This is a genomic window from Pectobacterium artocarpous (assembly GCF_046159765.1).
In the GTDB taxonomy this organism is placed as follows: domain Bacteria; phylum Pseudomonadota; class Gammaproteobacteria; order Enterobacterales; family Enterobacteriaceae; genus Pectobacterium.
Window position 1 is genome coordinate 163,556 of the sequence record NZ_JBJXVK010000005.1, and the last position, 17,619, is coordinate 181,174.

At 51.4% G+C, this 17,619-nt stretch carries 15 protein-coding genes and 1 pseudogene; 9 read left to right on the forward strand and 7 right to left on the reverse strand.

What is annotated here, in order from left to right; all coding sequences use genetic code 11:
- Window positions 1–66: 66 nt before the first annotated feature.
- The 4 genes from ykgO to ACKQAD_RS04960 form a co-directional block, all read right to left on the reverse strand.
- Entirely contained in the window at window positions 67–210 is a 144-nt protein-coding gene (gene ykgO, locus ACKQAD_RS04945) for a type B 50S ribosomal protein L36 (protein WP_005976091.1), read from the reverse strand.
- A 17-nt stretch (window positions 211–227) separates the two neighbouring features.
- Window positions 228–476 carry a type B 50S ribosomal protein L31 gene (locus ACKQAD_RS04950; RefSeq protein ID WP_409159120.1) on the reverse strand — a complete coding sequence of 83 codons (249 nt, stop codon included), beginning with the start codon at window positions 474–476 and terminating at the stop codon, window positions 228–230.
- A 236-nt stretch (window positions 477–712) separates the two neighbouring features.
- Entirely contained in the window at window positions 713–3,841 is a 3,129-nt protein-coding gene (locus tag ACKQAD_RS04955; RefSeq protein ID WP_409159121.1) for an efflux RND transporter permease subunit, read from the reverse strand.
- A 28-nt stretch (window positions 3,842–3,869) separates the two neighbouring features.
- Window positions 3,870–5,063, reverse strand: coding sequence for an efflux RND transporter periplasmic adaptor subunit (locus ACKQAD_RS04960; protein ID WP_409159122.1), 1,194 nt, complete (start codon window positions 5,061–5,063; stop codon window positions 3,870–3,872).
- Between the two features lie 165 nt (window positions 5,064–5,228).
- On the opposite strand from ACKQAD_RS04960, the gene acrR reads away from it, so the two are divergent.
- Entirely contained in the window at window positions 5,229–5,867 is a 639-nt protein-coding gene (acrR, locus tag ACKQAD_RS04965) for a multidrug efflux transporter transcriptional repressor AcrR (protein WP_409159123.1), read from the forward strand.
- Between the two features lie 31 nt (window positions 5,868–5,898).
- Here the strand turns inward: acrR and rsmS are convergent.
- Both rsmS and priC read right to left on the reverse strand, forming a co-directional pair.
- A pseudogene (rsmS, locus tag ACKQAD_RS04970) lies at window positions 5,899–6,091 on the reverse strand (pleiotropic regulatory protein RsmS).
- Window positions 6,092–6,127: 36 nt separating this feature from the next.
- Window positions 6,128–6,664 carry a primosomal replication protein PriC gene (gene priC, locus ACKQAD_RS04975; protein ID WP_409159124.1) on the reverse strand — a complete coding sequence of 179 codons (537 nt, stop codon included), beginning with the start codon at window positions 6,662–6,664 and terminating at the stop codon, window positions 6,128–6,130.
- Window positions 6,665–6,855: 191 nt separating this feature from the next.
- Between priC and ACKQAD_RS04980 the strand changes: the two genes are divergently transcribed.
- From ACKQAD_RS04980 to hemH, 8 genes are all read left to right on the forward strand, one after another.
- Window positions 6,856–7,251, forward strand: a complete 396-nt coding sequence (locus tag ACKQAD_RS04980; RefSeq protein ID WP_409159125.1) for a DUF454 family protein — start codon at window positions 6,856–6,858, stop codon at window positions 7,249–7,251.
- Between the two features lie 217 nt (window positions 7,252–7,468).
- Entirely contained in the window at window positions 7,469–8,023 is a 555-nt protein-coding gene (gene apt / locus ACKQAD_RS04985; RefSeq protein ID WP_409159155.1) for an adenine phosphoribosyltransferase, read from the forward strand.
- A gap of 74 nt (window positions 8,024–8,097) precedes the next feature.
- Window positions 8,098–10,155, forward strand: a complete 2,058-nt coding sequence (dnaX, locus tag ACKQAD_RS04990; RefSeq protein WP_409159126.1) for a DNA polymerase III subunit gamma/tau — start codon at window positions 8,098–8,100, stop codon at window positions 10,153–10,155.
- A gap of 40 nt (window positions 10,156–10,195) precedes the next feature.
- Window positions 10,196–10,525 carry a YbaB/EbfC family nucleoid-associated protein gene (locus tag ACKQAD_RS04995; protein WP_005976112.1) on the forward strand — a complete coding sequence of 110 codons (330 nt, stop codon included), beginning with the start codon at window positions 10,196–10,198 and terminating at the stop codon, window positions 10,523–10,525.
- Window positions 10,525–11,130 (forward strand): recombination mediator RecR, encoded by a 606-nt coding sequence (recR, locus tag ACKQAD_RS05000; protein ID WP_409159127.1) that lies wholly within the window; start codon window positions 10,525–10,527, stop codon window positions 11,128–11,130. The genes ACKQAD_RS04995 and recR overlap by 1 nt, the downstream gene beginning before the upstream one ends.
- A gap of 180 nt (window positions 11,131–11,310) precedes the next feature.
- Entirely contained in the window at window positions 11,311–13,194 is a 1,884-nt protein-coding gene (gene htpG / locus ACKQAD_RS05005) for a molecular chaperone HtpG (RefSeq protein ID WP_409159156.1), read from the forward strand.
- 264 nt (window positions 13,195–13,458) lie between these two features.
- Window positions 13,459–14,103, forward strand: a complete 645-nt coding sequence (gene adk / locus ACKQAD_RS05010; protein WP_409159128.1) for an adenylate kinase — start codon at window positions 13,459–13,461, stop codon at window positions 14,101–14,103.
- Window positions 14,104–14,324: 221 nt separating this feature from the next.
- Complete coding sequence (gene hemH / locus ACKQAD_RS05015; RefSeq protein ID WP_409159129.1) at window positions 14,325–15,287, forward strand: ferrochelatase; 963 nt, start codon at window positions 14,325–14,327, stop codon at window positions 15,285–15,287.
- Window positions 15,288–15,382: 95 nt separating this feature from the next.
- Here hemH and ybaL read toward each other — a convergent pair whose 3' ends face one another.
- Window positions 15,383–17,068, reverse strand: coding sequence for a YbaL family putative K(+) efflux transporter (ybaL, locus tag ACKQAD_RS05020; RefSeq protein WP_409159130.1), 1,686 nt, complete (start codon window positions 17,066–17,068; stop codon window positions 15,383–15,385).
- Between the last annotated feature and the right edge of the window lie 551 nt (window positions 17,069–17,619).

Genomic DNA, 17,619 nt, shown 5'->3' on the forward strand with positions numbered 1-17,619 from the left:
GCGCGCATCCCGTACAGCCTTGTTACCGTCATAGCACAGACTGTATCGGGATGGGGTTGAGAAAGATTAACCTTTTTTCTTTTTTCCGCCTTGTACGGCCTTAAAGCGCGGATTGGATTTGCATATAACGTAAACTCTCCCGCGACGGCGGACCACAATACAATCTTTGTGACGATTTTTTGCTGAACGCAGCGAACTAAGCACCTGCATTTAATAACCCTCTCTGATTACTTGAAGAAGTTCCCAAAGCGCTGCTGGAAGCGCGCCGTGCTACCTTCTTTGGAATATTCTTTTTGCTTCCCGGTGTAATAGGGATGCGATGCCGAAGAAACGTCAATGGTGACATAAGGGTAGCTAGTACCTTCTAGTTCAATGGTTCGATCGGTTTTAATCGTTGATCCAATCCTGTAATAGACATCCGCGCTGGTATCATGAAATACCACCGTGCGATAGTCAGGATGAATACCTGCTTTCATATATCCCTCTTTTGTTATGTTATAACATATGAATTATGTTGCACTTTTTTGGCATTGGGATCAACCATTATGTTGCTGTGGCGTGGCAGCATTCGCTAACTCACTGTAGAGACGAATAATAAAGAGGCAAACAGGGCGACACGCTGTTTGGCACAATCCTGAAGGGAGAAGAGGGCAGGGACGTAAAAAAGGCCGCTAAGCGGCCTTTTAGAATAGAGATGGGGGGTATTTCGGTTTTAGTGCGCTGTTGTGTCGTCCACTTTTTTGCCGAAGCGACGGCGGACAACCACAAAGAACACTGGAACGAAGAAGATAGCGAACACGGTTGCGGTAATCATCCCGCCCATTACGCCAGTACCAACGGCATTTTGTGCACCGGAACCTGCACCACTACTGATTACCAGTGGCATTACGCCGAGGATAAAGGCAAGTGATGTCATCAGGATTGGGCGCAAACGCATACGAACGGCATCCAACGTTGCTTCAACCAGTCCTTTCCCTTCTTTTTCCATCAGATCCTTAGCAAATTCGACGATCAATATGGCGTTCTTCGCAGATAGCCCTATGGTTGTCAGCAGGCCTACTTTAAAGTAAACGTCGTTTTCGAGACCTGTCATATTTGCCGCAATCAATGCACCGATGATTCCCAATGGAACAACCAGCATGACGGAGAACGGTATTGACCAGCTCTCATAAAGCGCTGCCAGGCACAGGAACACGACAATCAATGAAATGGCATAGATTGCAGGTGCCTGATTGCCTGATAATCGCTCCTGATAGGACATACCCGTCCATTCGTAGCCGATACCTTGCGGTAATTGGGTAACAAAGTTCTCCATCAACGCCATGGCTTCACCGGTACTCTTACCTGGAGCGGCTTCGCCCTGAATCTGCATGGATGGCTGGCCGTTATAACGTTCCAGACGCGGTGAACCATATTCCCAATGGCTCTGCGTAAATGCTGAGAATGGCACCATTTGTCCGTTACTACCGCGGATGTACCAGTTTTTGATGTCATCTGGCAGCATACGGAAAGGTGCATCAGCTTGAACGTAAACTTTTTTCACGCGGCCGCGATCGATAAAGTCATTCACATAGGAACCGCCCAGCGTTGTTGCCAACGTTGAACTGATATCTGACAGCGATACACCAAGCGCCTGTGCTTTTTCCTGATCGATATCGAGACGGAACTGCGGGGTATCTTCCATCCCGTTAGGACGCACTTGCACCAGTGTATCAGGGTGTTGTGCAGCCATGCCCAGCAGTTGGTTACGTGCTTCCGTGAGTTTTGCATGGCCAAGGTTAGCCTGGTCAATCAGTTGGAAGTCGAAACCTGTCGCGGTACCCAGTTCGATAATCGCAGGAACGTTGGCGGCAATAACGATAGCTTCTTTATACTGACTGAAGACCGCGTTAGCTCTGCCTGCAATGGCCTGAACTTTATTCTCCGCGCCGCTTCGTTCACTCCAATCATTCAGGCTGGCGAAAGCCAGACCGGTGTTCTGCCCACGACCCGAGAACCCGAAGCCCGTTACGGTAAATACAGACTTGACGTTACCTTTCTCGTTTTCGAGATAGTATTGCGTCATTCTGTCCATGATTTTCTGGGTATTTTGCTGCGTTGCCCCTGAAGGTAACTGAACGATGTTCAGGAGAACCCCCTGATCTTCGTCTGGCAGGAAGGAGGTCGGTAAACGCAAGAACAGCAGGGCCAGACCGACAACAATCAGCAGATAGATGACCAGATAACGACCGGTGCTGCGCAGGATGTTTGCCACGCTATCGGTGTAATGATGCGTGCTTTTCTCAAACAGCCTGTTGAACCAGCCGAAGAAGCCTGTTTTCTCGCCGTGATCGCCTTTGGCAATCGGTTTGAGCAAGGTTGCACAAAGGGCTGGCGTCAAAATCAACGCGACCAGTACCGACAGCACCATCGCAGAAACGATGGTGATGGAGAACTGGCGGTAGATTGCTCCTGTGGAACCACCGGTAAACGCCATTGGGACGAATACCGCGGACAGTACCAGAGCAATACCAACCAGCGCGCCCTGGATTTGCTCCATAGAACGTTTGGTTGCTTCTTTAGGCGGCAGACCCTCTTCCGCCATAACACGTTCCACGTTTTCCACAACGACGATGGCGTCATCCACCAGAAGCCCGATGGCGAGAACCATCGCGAACATCGTCAAGGTATTAATGGAATAACCAAACGCAGAGAGGATAGCAAATGTCCCCAGCAAGACGACCGGCACCGCGATAGTTGGGATCAGCGTGGCACGGAAGTTCTGCAAGAACAGATACATAACTAGGAATACCAGTACGATGGCTTCCACCAGCGTTTTCACTACTTCGTTGATCGAGATCTTAACGAAAGGCGTTGTGTCGTAGGGGTAAACGACTTTCAGGCCAGCAGGGAAGAATTCTTCCGCTTTGGTCAATGCATTTTTTACTGCGGTTGCCGTATCCAGCGCATTCGCGCCCGTTGCCAATTTGATACCAATACCTGCAGCGGGCTGACCATTGAAGCGTGCAATGGTGTCATAGCTTTCTGCACCCAACTCAACGCGGGCAACGTCTTTAAGGCGGACCTGAGAACCATCAGTATTAACCTTCAGCAATATTTTAGAAAACTCTTCTGCTGAATTCAGTCGGGTTTGAGCAATGATCGAAGCGTTCAACTGCTGACCGGGAACGGGAGGCGCGCCACCTAGTTGTCCCGCCGCAATCTGGTTGTTTTGAACTTTTATCGCCGCAGTGACATCACCTGCGGTTAACTGATAGTTGTTCAGCTTGTTCGGATCCAGCCAGATACGCATTGCATACTGGGCACCAAACAGCTGCGCGTCACCTACGCCGGATGTACGGCTGATAGGGTCTTTAACGTTAGCGGCCACATAGTCAGCGATATCTTCCTGTGACATTTTACCGTCTTCACTGATGAAGGCGGCGACCATGAGGAAGCTGCTACTGGATTTCTGAACGTTAACCCCTTGCTGCTGTACTTCCTGCGGTAGTAATGGCATAGCCAGTTGCAGTTTGTTCTGCACCTGAACCTGCGCGATGTCCGGATCCGTACCCGCTTCAAAGGTTAGCGTAATCTGAACTGTGCCTGAGGAGTCACTGCTGGACGACATATACATCAGGTTATCGATACCGTTCATATTCTGTTCGATAACCTGCGTTACGGAGTCTTGCAGCGTCGATGCATCAGCCCCTGGATACTTTGCTGTTACGTCAATTGCGGGGGGGGCGATCGTCGGATACTGGGCAATCGGTAATTTAACAATTGCCAGCAACCCCGTCAGCATCACCATGATGGCGAGTACCCATGCAAAAATGGGTCGATCTATAAAAAACTTAGCCATGAATTATACCGGCTCCTGTTAGAACGTCTTAAGATTTCGCGGGTTCTGCTGGCGCTTGCTGCGCCTGCTGATTTTCTTGAGCGACTTCTTTAGCTTTCACTTGCGCACCTGGTCTGATTTTTTGCAAACCCGTAACGATAACGCGATCGCCCGCTTTCAAGCCTTCGGTAACCAGCCATTTATCACCAATTGCCTTACTGGTTGTAAGCGTACGGGGTTCGACTTTATCACCTTCCCCAACCACCATAGCGGTAGCCTGGCCACGCGGATCGCGGGTGACGCCTTGCTGAGGGACTAATAAGGCTGTTGGGTTAACGCCGGAATCGAGACGTGCGCGTACAAACATACCGGGAAGAAGGTTGTGCTGTGGGTTAGGGAAAATGGCACGCAGCGTGATGGAACCAGTGGTTTCATCTACCGTAACATCAGAGAATTCTAATGTACCTGCCTCGGCATATTCCGTACCGTTTTCCAGAAGCAGACGGACATTTGCTTTGCCTTCACGTTGTTTCAGCGTGCCGTTTTCCAGCTCTCTTTTCAGTTGCAGGAAATCATTGCTGGACTGCGTGACATCAACATAGATCGGATCAAGCTGTTGCACGGTTGTTAATGCTGTGGCTTGCCCAGTTGACACCAATGCGCCTTCTGTGACTGTGGATTTACCCACGCGGCCTTCGATGGGGGAATTAACTTTGGTGTAAGCCAGATTGATTTGTGCGGTGTCCACTGCCGCTTTGGCAGCCTGAACGGCAGCGTCAGCCTGACGGGAAGTAGCAACGGCCTGATCGTAATCTTGCTTGCTGACGTAATTGGTGCCCAGCAGCGGTTTATAGCGGTTAACGGTCAGACGGGCAATTTCTGCCTGAGCCTGTGCCTGAGCGAGTGACCCTTTCGCGCTGTTGTAGCTTGCCTGATAGGTCGCAGGATCGATCTGGTACAGTGACGCCCCCGCTTTAACGTCAGATCCTTCAACAAAGTTGCGCTTGAGGATAATACCGCCAACCTGTGGGCGAACCTCAGCAATGCGGTAAGCACTTGTACGGCCCGGCAGCTCGGTCATGATATTCAGTGCTTCCGTTTTTAACGTAACAATACCCACTTCAGGCATCTGCTGCTGTGCGCCGCCTTGCTGATTATTGCCGCCATCACATCCTGCGAGCATTAAGCCGCCAGAAAGCATCAGAACTGCCGCCAGAGGCGTTAGCCTTCTGTTTTTGTTCATAGATAAACCTCAAATGTCCGATTTGAAATTGACCAATGGATCACAAGCTCAAAAACCCATTGCTGCTATAGTCTTATGTTCGTGTTATGTTACATACATACTTGAATGTATGTAAATCTCACTTTCCTTCAAATACCGCTGCATGGCACGAAAAACCAAACTATCATGGTACGAAAAACTAAAAAACAGGCTCAGGAAACCCGACAACAGATACTGGATACTGCGTTAAAAGTGTTCTCTGAGCATGGTGTGTCTGCGACTTCATTGTCTGACATTGCGACTGCTGCTGAAGTGACTCGCGGTGCTATTTATTGGCATTTTAAAAATAAAGCTGAAATATTTGATGAGATCTGGGCGCTGGCAGAATCGAAAATCAGTGAGTTTGAAATAGAGTATCAGACAAAATTCCCTGATAATCCACTCCGTGTGATGCGTGAATTATTGATTTATATGCTTCGTTTAACGGTGAATGACACGCACTGGCGTTCTATTATGGAGATTGCTTTTCATAAATGCGAGTTTGTCGGTGAAATGCTGCAATCGTATAATGCACGCAAAGAGCTTTATCTTTCCTGCTACGTCGATATTGAAGAAAATCTGATTAAGTGCATTCGTATGGGCATGTTGCCGACGGACATTCATCCCCGGCGTGCAGCAATTGCGCTGCGTGCCTATTTTTCCGGCGTGATGGAAAACTGGTTATTTATGCCGGAAAGTTTCGATCTCGATCGGGAAGCTCCGGCGCTGGTGGATGCCTTTATCGATATGCTGCATTTTAGCCCGGCGCTACGCAAGCCCCGCTGAGTAAGCCGTCGCTCGACAGCGCTAACGCCTCTTATTCATTAAGCAATTTTCCTTTGATAGAGGAGGCTGCGTCACTTTCTGCTTGCGAGAGCTTTTTCTCAAAATCGTTACGTACAATCTCCAGAGCGGCCAGTGCGATATGTGGTTCGATCTGGTTTTCTTCCAGCAACATAATCAAATCGACCGCTAACTTGATTTCGGGGGGGGGCGTTTTCAAGTGACATGACCCGTTCCTCTTTTTCCTCGGTGAAGCCGCCGCGCTATAGCCCTTGCTCTCGGCGTTCGATCTGGCGTTCCAGTCGCGATAGCGCCTGACGGCAGCGTGATAGCCGTCCTTCCAGCGCAGCCAGTTCTTTTTGTAACCGTTGTTGCTCGCTGAAAAGCGTCTGCGCAATGAGCAGACTTTCTCTATCTTGAATCATAGAAAGCAAACGGCGTTCATAATCCTGATGTTCTGACAGTTTGTGATACACATCTTCTGGGAGCGAGGCTGACTGTTGCTCCTGCTTGCGTAATGGCTGCGTCGCCAGTTCGCGCTGTAGTGCGGCTATCTGGCTGACCAGTTTTTCTGCCAGAAATGCCACGCGTTCGGTACGCTTCTCTGCGACCAGTTGTTTTATTGCGTGCAAATTTCGCTCAACTTCGGCGCGGTAATCCCGTAATCGTGTGCCGTAACTGCTAAAAAGCTGGCGATCAAAACGCGATTGCGGCACGGCGTTATCCGCCAACGGTTCTAGCTCTTTCGCCAGCGTGGTAATTTGTTGTTCAAGCACCTGCAACAATTGATGCGTGTTCACTGGTTTCCCTTACAGTAAGGCTAATGATTCAGCGAGCCGACGCGTGGTGTATCGATAATCGTTAGCCAATATCGCCTTAATACATTGCATGAGGATATCTTAACTAATCCATCAGGCAAGGTGGTGATAAAGTGTGATAGACATGCCGTAAATAAAACATATTTGGTAGCGGATAAAGCATAAAGGTGAATATGTATCGCGTGTTGCTGATTATAGTGGGATGGGTTTCTGTTGTGCTGGCAACGTTGGGTGTCGTGTTGCCTTTATTACCGACCACGCCTTTCCTGTTACTGGCCGCCTGGTGTTTTGCACGTTCGTCCCCACGTTTCCACGACTGGCTACTGTACCGTTCCTGGTTTGGCAGCTATTTGCGCCATTGGCAGCAACATCGTGCACTGCCGCCGGGAGCAAAATGGAAGGCGGTTACCATGATTCTGTTAACGTTCGCACTTTCGCTCTGGCTGGTCAAACTGGTTTGGGTCAGGATTTTGCTATTGGTCATTTTGGCTATTTTGTTGACCTTCATGCTTCGTTTACCCGTGATTGATCCAGAACAACAAACGCAGGGCGCGAATCCGAAAAGATAGCGTAAGCGGCGGCCTCTGTGACGGGAATACAAAAAATACGCACCCAGAGTGCGGATAGTTGCATTTATCCGTCACTTTGACTAGATTTGAGCGTTTTCGTGCGCGGGTCGCCATTTTCCTCTTCGTCATAATGCCTCTTCATCACGCCATACGATGATGAAAGCCTTGTGGTGACCGGCATTTGTATGTTCAGAACGTTTTATCAGGCACAACTATGATGACCGTAACAGTTCAGCAGCAGGCTGAATTAATTAAAAACAGTATCAAAAGCATCCCCGATTATCCGAAGCCGGGCATACTGTTCCGTGATGTCACCAGCCTGCTGGAAGACCCTGTGGCCTATGCCGCCAGTATTGAGATGCTGGCGAACCGTTATCGCAACAGCGGTGTGACGAAGGTTGTTGGTACGGAAGCACGTGGTTTTCTGTTTGGCGCCCCGGTTGCTCTGGCGCTGGGCGTGGGTTTTGTTCCCGTGCGTAAACCGGGCAAACTGCCGCGTCCGACCATCAGTGAAAGCTATGAACTGGAATACGGTTCAGATACGCTGGAAATTCATGCCGATGCCATTTCTGCTGGTGATAATGTGCTGGTGATCGACGATCTGCTGGCAACGGGCGGTACGCTCGAAGCGACGGTGAAATTGATTCATCGTCTGGGCGGTACGGTGAACGATGCCGCGTTTATCATTAATTTGTTCGATCTGGGCGGCGAGCAACGCCTGACCGAAATGGGCGTCACCTGCTATAGTCTGGTTGACTTCCCCGGACATTAATCATAACCGTCTCGCCGATAGCGGCGTGGCTGTGTTAGCATGATCGCCTCAATAACTCGACTGTTGCGGTATTGATGAGCTATCAGGTTCTTGCCCGTAAGTGGCGTCCCCAAACCTTTACCCATGTTGTCGGTCAGGAACATGTCCTGACCGCGTTGGCTAACGGCCTTTCCCTAGGCAGAATCCATCACGCTTATTTGTTTTCTGGCACCCGTGGCGTCGGGAAGACATCGATTGCCCGTTTGCTGGCAAAAGGGCTGAATTGCGAACAGGGCGTGACGGCAACGCCGTGTGGTCAGTGTGATAACTGCCGCGAAATCGAAGAGGGCCGTTTTGTCGATTTGATCGAAATCGACGCCGCGTCTCGTACTAAAGTCGAAGATACACGCGATCTGCTGGATAACGTACAGTATGCTCCCGCGCGCGGCCGATTCAAGGTGTACCTGATTGACGAAGTACACATGCTATCGCGTCACAGTTTTAATGCGCTGCTGAAAACGTTGGAAGAACCGCCTCCGCACGTGAAATTCCTGCTGGCAACCACCGATCCGCAAAAGTTGCCAGTGACCATTCTGTCACGCTGCCTGCAATTTCACCTCAAAGCACTGGATGTCGAACAGATTCGTGCGCATCTGGAACAGGTGTTACAGGCAGAAAATCTCGCCAGTGAACCCCGTGCGTTGCAGCTTCTGGCGCGTGCTGCCGATGGGAGCTTGCGTGATGCGCTGAGCCTGACCGATCAGGCCATTGCCATGGGGCAGGGGCAGGTCACGACCGCCTCAGTCAGCCAAATGCTGGGCACGCTGGATGATGAGCAACCGCTGGCACTTATTGAGGCGCTGGCGAAAGGCGATGGTGCACAGGTCATGTCGCTGTTAGATCAGGTCGCGGCACGGGGTGTGGACTGGGAATCGCTGCTGGTAGAAACCCAGACGTTGTTACACCGCATTGCGATGGTTCAACTGCTGCCTGCGGCGTTGGGTGATGATTACGCTGCCGTTGAAGCCCGTATGCGAGATTTAGCGCGTGCGCTGCCGCCAGCGGACGTGCAGTTGTATTACCAGACGATGTTAATTGGCCGCAAAGAGCTGCCTTTTGCGCCTGATCGTCGGATGGGCGTTGAAATGACGCTACTGAGGGCGCTGGCGTTTCATCCCAGTCAGATTATCGCCGAACCTGTCGCGTCAGTCAGCGCTGCGCCTGTTCAGGCGGATCGAGCGCCCTCTATTCAACCCGCAGCCCCTACATCGGCGAGGGTTCATACGCCAGCGCCGCAGAATAGTGAACCTCAGGCTGACGTGCGGGCATCCACGTATTCTCCCGAACCACCGATGGATGCATCCGCGTATGCGCCACCGTTAGGGGAACCGTCTGTTTCATCGGCTTCTAAGCAGCCGCATGATGAGAGTGAACTGCCTGATGCGACTTCCCAACTGCTACAGGCGCGCAGTCAGCTACTACGAAAACAAGGGAGCACGCCACCAAAAAAGGCTGAACCGGCAGCGTCTGATAACACGCGGCCGGCAACCTCAGCGCTGGAGCGATTAGCTTCGGTGACTGAGCGCAGCATTCAACGGCAAAACGCGAAAACTTCTCCTTCCGAGCCTAAAAAGCCGGAAGCGTATCGTTGGCGGGCGCAAAACAAAGTTGATGAAGAAAAGGTCGACGTGGCGACGCCAAAAGCGCTGCGTTCGGCATTAGAGCATGAAAAGACGCCGGAACTGGCGGCACGGCTGGCGGAAGAGTCACTGGAGCGGGATGCCTGGGCGGCGGAAATACATCGCCTGACGCTACCAAAGCTGGTACAACAGCTGGCACTCAATGCGTTTAAAGAGAGCGAAGAGGCAGGCAAGGTTCATCTACATCTGCGTTCATCCCAGCGGCATCTGAATTCGCCTGCGGCGCAAAAGACGCTGGCGGACGCATTGACGGCTCACTACGGACATCCTGTAGAATTACTGATTACGGAAGACGATAACCCGGCGGTGCGGACGCCGCTGGAGTGGCGTCAGGCTATATATGAAGAGAAGCTGGCGCAGGCGCGTCAGTCAATTCTGGCCGATACAACGATTCAAACGCTGCGGCGTTTCTTTGATGCGGAACTGGACGAAGAAAGTATCCGCCCTATTTAACCGCTGCGAGTGCGCAGCCCGACGTGATAGAGAGAAAACTATGTTTGGTAAAGGTGGAATTGGCAACCTGATGAAGCAAGCCCAGCAGATGCAGGAAAAAATGCAGCAGATGCAGGAAGAAGTGGCAAATCTGGAAGTCACGGGCGAATCGGGTGCGGGTCTGGTGAAAATCACGATCAACGGTGCGCATAACTGCCGCCGCGTAGAAATCGACCCCAGCCTGATGGAAGACGACAAAGAGATGCTGGAAGACCTGATCGCTGCGGCGTTCAACGATGCAGCTCGTCGTATTGCTGAAACGCAAAAAGAGAAAATGGCGTCTGTTTCCAGCGGTATGCAACTGCCGCCGGGCTTCAAGATGCCGTTCTGATGCAGACCAGTCCGCTTCTTGAATCACTGATGGAAGCGCTGCGTTGCCTGCCGGGCGTTGGGCCCAAGTCGGCGCAGCGCATGGCGTTTCAACTCCTGCAACGTAACCGTAGTGGCGGTATGCGTTTGGCGCAGGCGTTGACGCGGGCAATGTCCGAAATCGGCCACTGTAGCGATTGCCGGACATTCACCGAGCAGGACGTGTGTGCGATTTGTTCTAATCCGCGACGCCAGCAAAACGGTCAGATTTGCGTGGTGGAAAGCCCGGCTGATATTCAGGCTATCGAACAGACGGGGCAGTTTGCTGGCCGTTACTTTGTACTGATGGGACATTTGTCGCCGCTTGATGGCATTGGCCCGGACGATATCGGTTTGGGACGGCTGGAAGAGCGTCTGCAAGTAGAGTCGATCAGCGAAGTGATTCTGGCAACCAACCCGACGGTTGAAGGCGATGCCACGGCGAACTATATCGCTGAACTGTGTGCACAACATGGTGTGATGGCCAGCCGTATTGCCCACGGTGTTCCCGTTGGCGGCGAGCTGGAAATGGTCGACGGTACAACGCTGTCCCATTCACTCGCCGGGCGCCAGCCTTTCCGGTTTTAATCTGTCGGTTGCCAGCGTCATTATCTGGCAGCCGCAGCCTTGCTTTCTACTCTCACTGCACCGTTTTCTTTTTCCGCTGAAATTTACCCCTTGAAATCAACCTGGTTTATCCCCACTTGCTACTTATCGTCAGTTTAATCAGCCTGAATAATATTAGGATTGAGGTAAGCAACAATGAGTATGAAAGGCCAAGAAACTCGCGGGTTCCAGTCCGAAGTTAAGCAACTCCTGCATTTGATGATCCATTCGCTCTATTCCAATAAGGAAATTTTTCTGCGTGAATTGATTTCCAATGCCTCCGATGCGGCAGACAAATTACGTTTCCGTGCATTGTCTGCACCGGAACTGTATGCAGGCGATGGCGACCTGTGCGTGCGGGTGTCTACGGATAAAGAAAAACGTACGCTGACGATTTCTGACAACGGCATCGGCATGAGCCGTGACGAAGTGATTGATAATCTTGGTACGATTGCGAAATCCGGCACCAAGGCTTTTCTGGAATCGATGGGTTCCGATCAGGTTAAAGATAGCCAACTGATTGGCCAGTTCGGTGTGGGCTTCTACTCTGCCTTCATCGTGGCGGATAAGGTGACCGTGCGTACGCGTGCTGCGGGCGCGAATGCCGATCAGGGTGTGTACTGGGAGTCTGCCGGGGAAGGCGATTACACCATCGCTGACATCACCAAAGACGATCGTGGAACGGAAATCACTCTGCATCTGCGTGAAGGTGAAGACGAGTTTCTGGATGACTGGCGTGTGCGTTCCGTCATCAGCAAATATTCTGACCATATTGCGCTGCCGGTAGAAATTGAATCCCGGACGGAAAGCGAAGAAGAAGGCGGCGAGTCTACCGTTAGCTGGGAAAAAATTAACAAGGCGCAGGCCCTGTGGACGCGCAGTAAATCTGAAGTCAGCGATGATGAGTATAACGAATTTTATAAGCACATCTCCCATGACTTTACCGATCCGCTGAGCTGGAGCCACAACCGTGTGGAAGGTAAGCAAGAATACACCAGCCTGCTCTACATCCCTGCCCGTGCACCGTGGGATATGTGGAATCGCGATCATAAACACGGCCTGAAATTGTACGTCCAGCGCGTCTTTATTATGGATGATGCCGAACAGTTCATGCCGAACTACCTGCGTTTTGTCCGTGGCTTGATTGATTCTAACGATCTGCCATTGAACGTTTCCCGAGAGATTTTACAGGACAGTCGTGTGACGCAAAACCTGCGTAATGCGCTGACCAAACGCGTGCTGCAAATGCTGGATAAACTGGCCAAAGACGACGCGGAAAAATACCAGACGTTCTGGCAACAGTTTGGTCTGGTGCTGAAAGAAGGTCCGGCTGAAGACGGCAGTAACCGTGAAGCGATTGCGAAATTGCTACGTTTTGCTACCACGCAATCTGACAGCTCTGCGCAGACGGTATCGCTGGAAGATTACGTTAGTCGGATGGTGGAAGGTCAGGACAAGATCTACTACATCACGGCAGACAGCTATGCGGCGGCGAAGAGCAGCCCACATCTGGAGCTGTTCCGTAAGAAAGGTATCGAGGTCCTGCTGTTGTCCGATCGCATTGACGAATGGATGATGAGCTATCTGACCGAATTCGACGGTAAATCCTTCCAGTCTGTCAGCAAGGCCGATGAGGCGCTGGATAAACTGGCCGACGAAGAAAACGAGGAACAGAAAGAAGCGCAAAAAGCGTTGGAGCCGTTTGTTGAACGTGTGAAAACCCTTCTGGGCGAGCGCGTCAAAGACGTGCGTTTCACCTATCGTTTGACCGATACGCCAGCGATTGTTGTGACGGATGCGGACGAGATGAGCACCCAGATGGCGAAACTGTTCGCCGCGGCGGGCCAACAGGCACCGGAAGTGAAGTACATTTTTGAACTGAACCCAGAGCATGCGTTAATTAAACGTGCGGCTGATGTATCTGATGAGGCGGAGTTTGGCGAATGGGTCGAACTGCTGCTGGATCAGTCTCTGCTGGCTGAACGCGGTACGTTGGATGATCCAAACCAATTCATTCGTCGTATGAATAAGCTGCTAAGTGACTGATAGTGATACCATCCAGACCTCGGTGTTAACCGGGGTCTTTCCCCCGACTTTTACGCTTCCTTGCGTTATTGAACCTTTCTTCGTCTACACTGAATGGCAACATTGGGCAGACGGCAAACCGAATTTCTAGGTATCAGGCTTTTTTTCATCTGCCTGTGCGTTGCTGAAGCGTGCCCGTTCCTTGAGCATAAGCGTCTGGAATGGTATGGTTTAGCGTTTTTCAAATTTATTTTATAAATATTACATAGCAAGGGGATTTACGCGATGCGTATTATTCTGCTGGGCGCTCCGGGCGCAGGCAAAGGTACTCAGGCTCAATTCATCATGGAAAAATACGGTATTCCGCAGATTTCCACGGGTGATATGCTGCGTGCAGCGGTAAAAGCCGGTACTGAATTGGGCAAGCAGGCTAAAGAAATCATGGACGCGGGTAAACTGGTCACTGATGAACTGGTCATTGCTCTGGTTAAAGAGCGCATCGCCCAGGACGATTGCCGTAACGGTTTTCTGCTGGATGGCTTCCCACGCACCATTCCACAGGCTGATGCCATGAAAGACGCAGGCATCAATGTGGATTACGTTATCGAATTCGCGGTTCCTGACGAACTGATCATCGATCGTATCGTTGGTCGTCGCGTCCATGCGGCGTCCGGTCGTGTTTATCACGTAAAATTCAATCCGCCTAAAGTTGAAGGCAAAGACGATGTGACTGGCGACGATCTGACTATTCGTAAAGACGATCAGGAAGATACCGTGCGTAAGCGTCTGGTTGAATATCATCAGCAGACGGCGCCACTGGTTTCTTACTACCAAAAAGAAGCCGATGCTGGCAATACGCGCTATTTCAAAGTAGAAGGCACGCGTAAAGTGGAAGAAGTTCGCGCAGAACTGGAAACCATTCTGGGTTAATTTTTCTCTGCGAGTCCCACCTTGTCACAGAAATGCCAGACGACGGTCTGGCATTTTTTCGTTCTGAAACCTTCGTTGGTTTATTTTCCTCTATTGATAGCATCGGCGTTACCCCTGCTATCTACCCGTATTTGTTTAGCTTTTTTTCGCTACAATAGACATTTAATGTTACGCACTTGCGGGCTGAAAGAAAGCCTGCTCTCCATAAAAGGAAGACGGCGATGAAACAAGAGAAACACGGCGTACTGATGGTGAACTTAGGGACGCCCGATGCCCCGACGCCACAGGCAGTTAGGCGTTATCTGGCTGAGTTTCTGAGTGACCGCCGCGTGGTGGATACGCCGCGTCTGCTGTGGTGGCCGCTGTTGCGCGGTATCATCCTGCCAACGCGTTCACCGCGAGTGGCGAAACTCTACCAGTCGGTCTGGATGGAAGGTGGATCGCCGCTGTTGGTGATTAGCCGTCGACAGCAGCAGGCACTGGCAACGCGAATGCCGGAAACGCCCGTTGAGTTGGGTATGAGCTATGGTTCACCCAGTCTGCGTTCAGCGCTGGACAAATTACTGGCACAGGGCGTCACGCAACTGGTGGTCTTGCCGATGTATCCGCAATATTCCTGCTCAACCACCGCAGCCGTGTGGGATGGGCTTGCGGCACAGTTGCGTGATAATCGTCAACTGCCTGCGATTCGTTTCATCCGTGATTACGCCGAGCACCCTGCTTATATTGCGGCACTGAAGCACCGTGTCGAACAGTCTTTTGCTGAACACGGTGAACCAGACAGGTTAGTGATTTCCTACCACGGTATCCCCGTGCGGTATGCCAATGAAGGAGATGACTATCCGCAACGCTGTCGGGCGACGACGGAGGCGCTGATTGCTGCACTAGGGCTACCGGCAGAGAAAGTGATGATGACCTTCCAGTCTCGCTTTGGGCGTGAACCCTGGCTGACGCCGTACACAGATGAAACCATGCAGGGGCTGCCCGCGCAGGGCGTTAAACATATTCAGATTATGTGCCCCGGTTTTGCGGCTGATTGTCTGGAAACGTTGGAAGAAATTCAGGAACAGAACCGTGAAATTTTCCTGCATGCAGGCGGAGAGGCTTTCCACTATATTCCTGCGCTCAATGACGATCCGCTGCATATCGATCTGCTGGAACAGTTAGTGAATAACGCCGAGTAGGGGCAAGGTTGCCTTTCTCTGGCGGTGTTTGAAGACATAGCATAAAAAATGGCAGGCTGATTTGCCCGCCATTTTCGTATTCTGCATATCGCTGCTTAGATAGGACATGCCTGAGGTGCTGGGGTGCTATCATCCAGGTTCAGCAGCGAGATCATGCTGTTGGCGATTTCCCGTTCACCCATTACCACCTCGTTGGCGCCGTGCTCGGTAATGTAGCTGACTTCATCGTCATAGTGCGCGCGGGCAATAATCTCCAGGTCAGCGCGCTTCTCACGGGCTGCCGCGACGATTTCCCCTGCTTCGTAGCCGTTCGGAATCGTCAGCAACAGCCAACGGGCGCAGTCCAGACGTGCAATATCCATGATTTCAGGCTTGGTCGCGTTACCCAATACTGCTTTAATTCCCTGCTCACGCAAGGCATCAACGCGGGTACGCGAATTCTCAATGACCACGATAGGAATCCCAGCCTGATGCAGTTTGGCGCCAATCAGGCTACCCACGCGACCATAGCCGACTAGAAGCGCATGGTTGCACATATCGACAGGGATCTGCTTCTCTTCCTCAATGGCTTCTTCCACGATCTGCTCTTCGATGGTTTCATGCTTCGCCAGATAGCGTTCAAGCAGCGTAAACAGCAGCGGGTTTATCATGATGGAGAGGATGGCGCCGGCCAGTACCAGATTCCGTCCAGCTTCTGACAGCAGCCCCAACACAATACCGAGCCCGGCCAAAATAAAGGCAAACTCCCCGATTTGCGCCAGACTGGCGGAAATCGTTAATGCCGTGCGTTTTGAGTGGCCAAAGAGTCGAACCAGTAAGAAGGCGGCGGCTGACTTGCCGAACACAATAATGGCCAGTGTGATCAGCACGGAAATAGGGTCATTCAGCAGGATCATCGGATCAAATAGCATACCGACAGAAACGAAGAACAATACGGCGAAAGCATCGCGCAGCGGCAGCGTATCGTGCGCTGCACGTTGGCTAAGCTCTGATCCGTTCAGTACGACGCCAGCAAAGAATGCGCCCAGTGCAAAGGAGACATCAAACAGTTTCACAGCACCGAAGGCGATACCCAACGCCATGGCTAACACCGCCAGCGTGAAAAGCTCGCGTGAGCCAGTGCTGGCGCTTTTTGCCAACACCCACGGAACCAGACGGCGACCGACGACAATCATCAGTGTGATAAACGCGATGACTTTACCGATGGTCCAGGCTAAATCAACCAGTAGTTTGCTGGTATCTGCATGTTCAGCACCGATCATGTCGCCAAAAGCAGGCAGCAGAACCAGCGTCAGCACCATCGCGAGATCTTCTACAATCAGCCAGCCGATGGCGATTTGGCCGCGCTGGCTATCAATAAGCTGTCGTTCCTCCAGTGCACGCAGCAGAACGACGGTACTGGCGGTGGAGAGGCAGAGGCCGAAAACCAGGCCGCTCGCCAGGCTCCAGCCCAGCATGGCGGATAACCCCATTCCAAGCAGCGTCGCCACGGCAATCTGGGCTATTGCGCCAGGAATGGCGATGGACTTTACCGCCATGAGGTCTTTTAGCGAGAAATGTAGGCCAACGCCAAACATCAGCAGGATGACACCAAGTTCAGCCAGCTCTGAAGCCAGTGACGTATCGGCGACAAAGCCAGGGGTAAAAGGACCGACAAGTACGCCTGCGGCAAGGTAACCAACAAGGGGAGAGATTCGTAGGCGATTTGCCAGAATGCCAAGGAGGAAGGCAAGAACCAGTCCTCCAGCGATAGTAGAAATTAGCGGTGTTGCAGCATGCATCCCAACTCCTTGTGCCATAGGTGAAACGTAATTGAGCGATTTACCCTTCTTGCCTTGAAGCTACAGCGTGGTTAGCGGCGCTTACGTACCCTTATCACTCTTATATATGTACCGAAAAGCGTATGGATCCGTTCGTTTGCTGTCTGGCTGCAACGCCAATTATTCTGGGTATACACAAATTCTATTGCATATAGCGAAATGTTGCTTGGGTAAAAGTGGTATTTTATGAAAAATATCAGTTTATCCAGCTAAAACTAGTGTAACACAGATTTCGGGATGGTTTCTCACGATGAGCATTGATAAACATGTGTAATTATTCTTATGGCGTGATGTTCTTGGTGCTAATGCCTTACTGCTTTTTTGTGTATTCAGCGGAATAATTTTATCCACCGGCGTAAAACGCCGGAAAATAGCCGATAAACGGTGTGATACTGGGTCATTCTGGTGAAACATCTATATTAGCAAGAATTCATGACGGCACGACGACAGCGTCGGGTCAGCGAGCGATTGCTACAGCTGTTATACCTCATCTGATTTTGTCGGTTATCGCA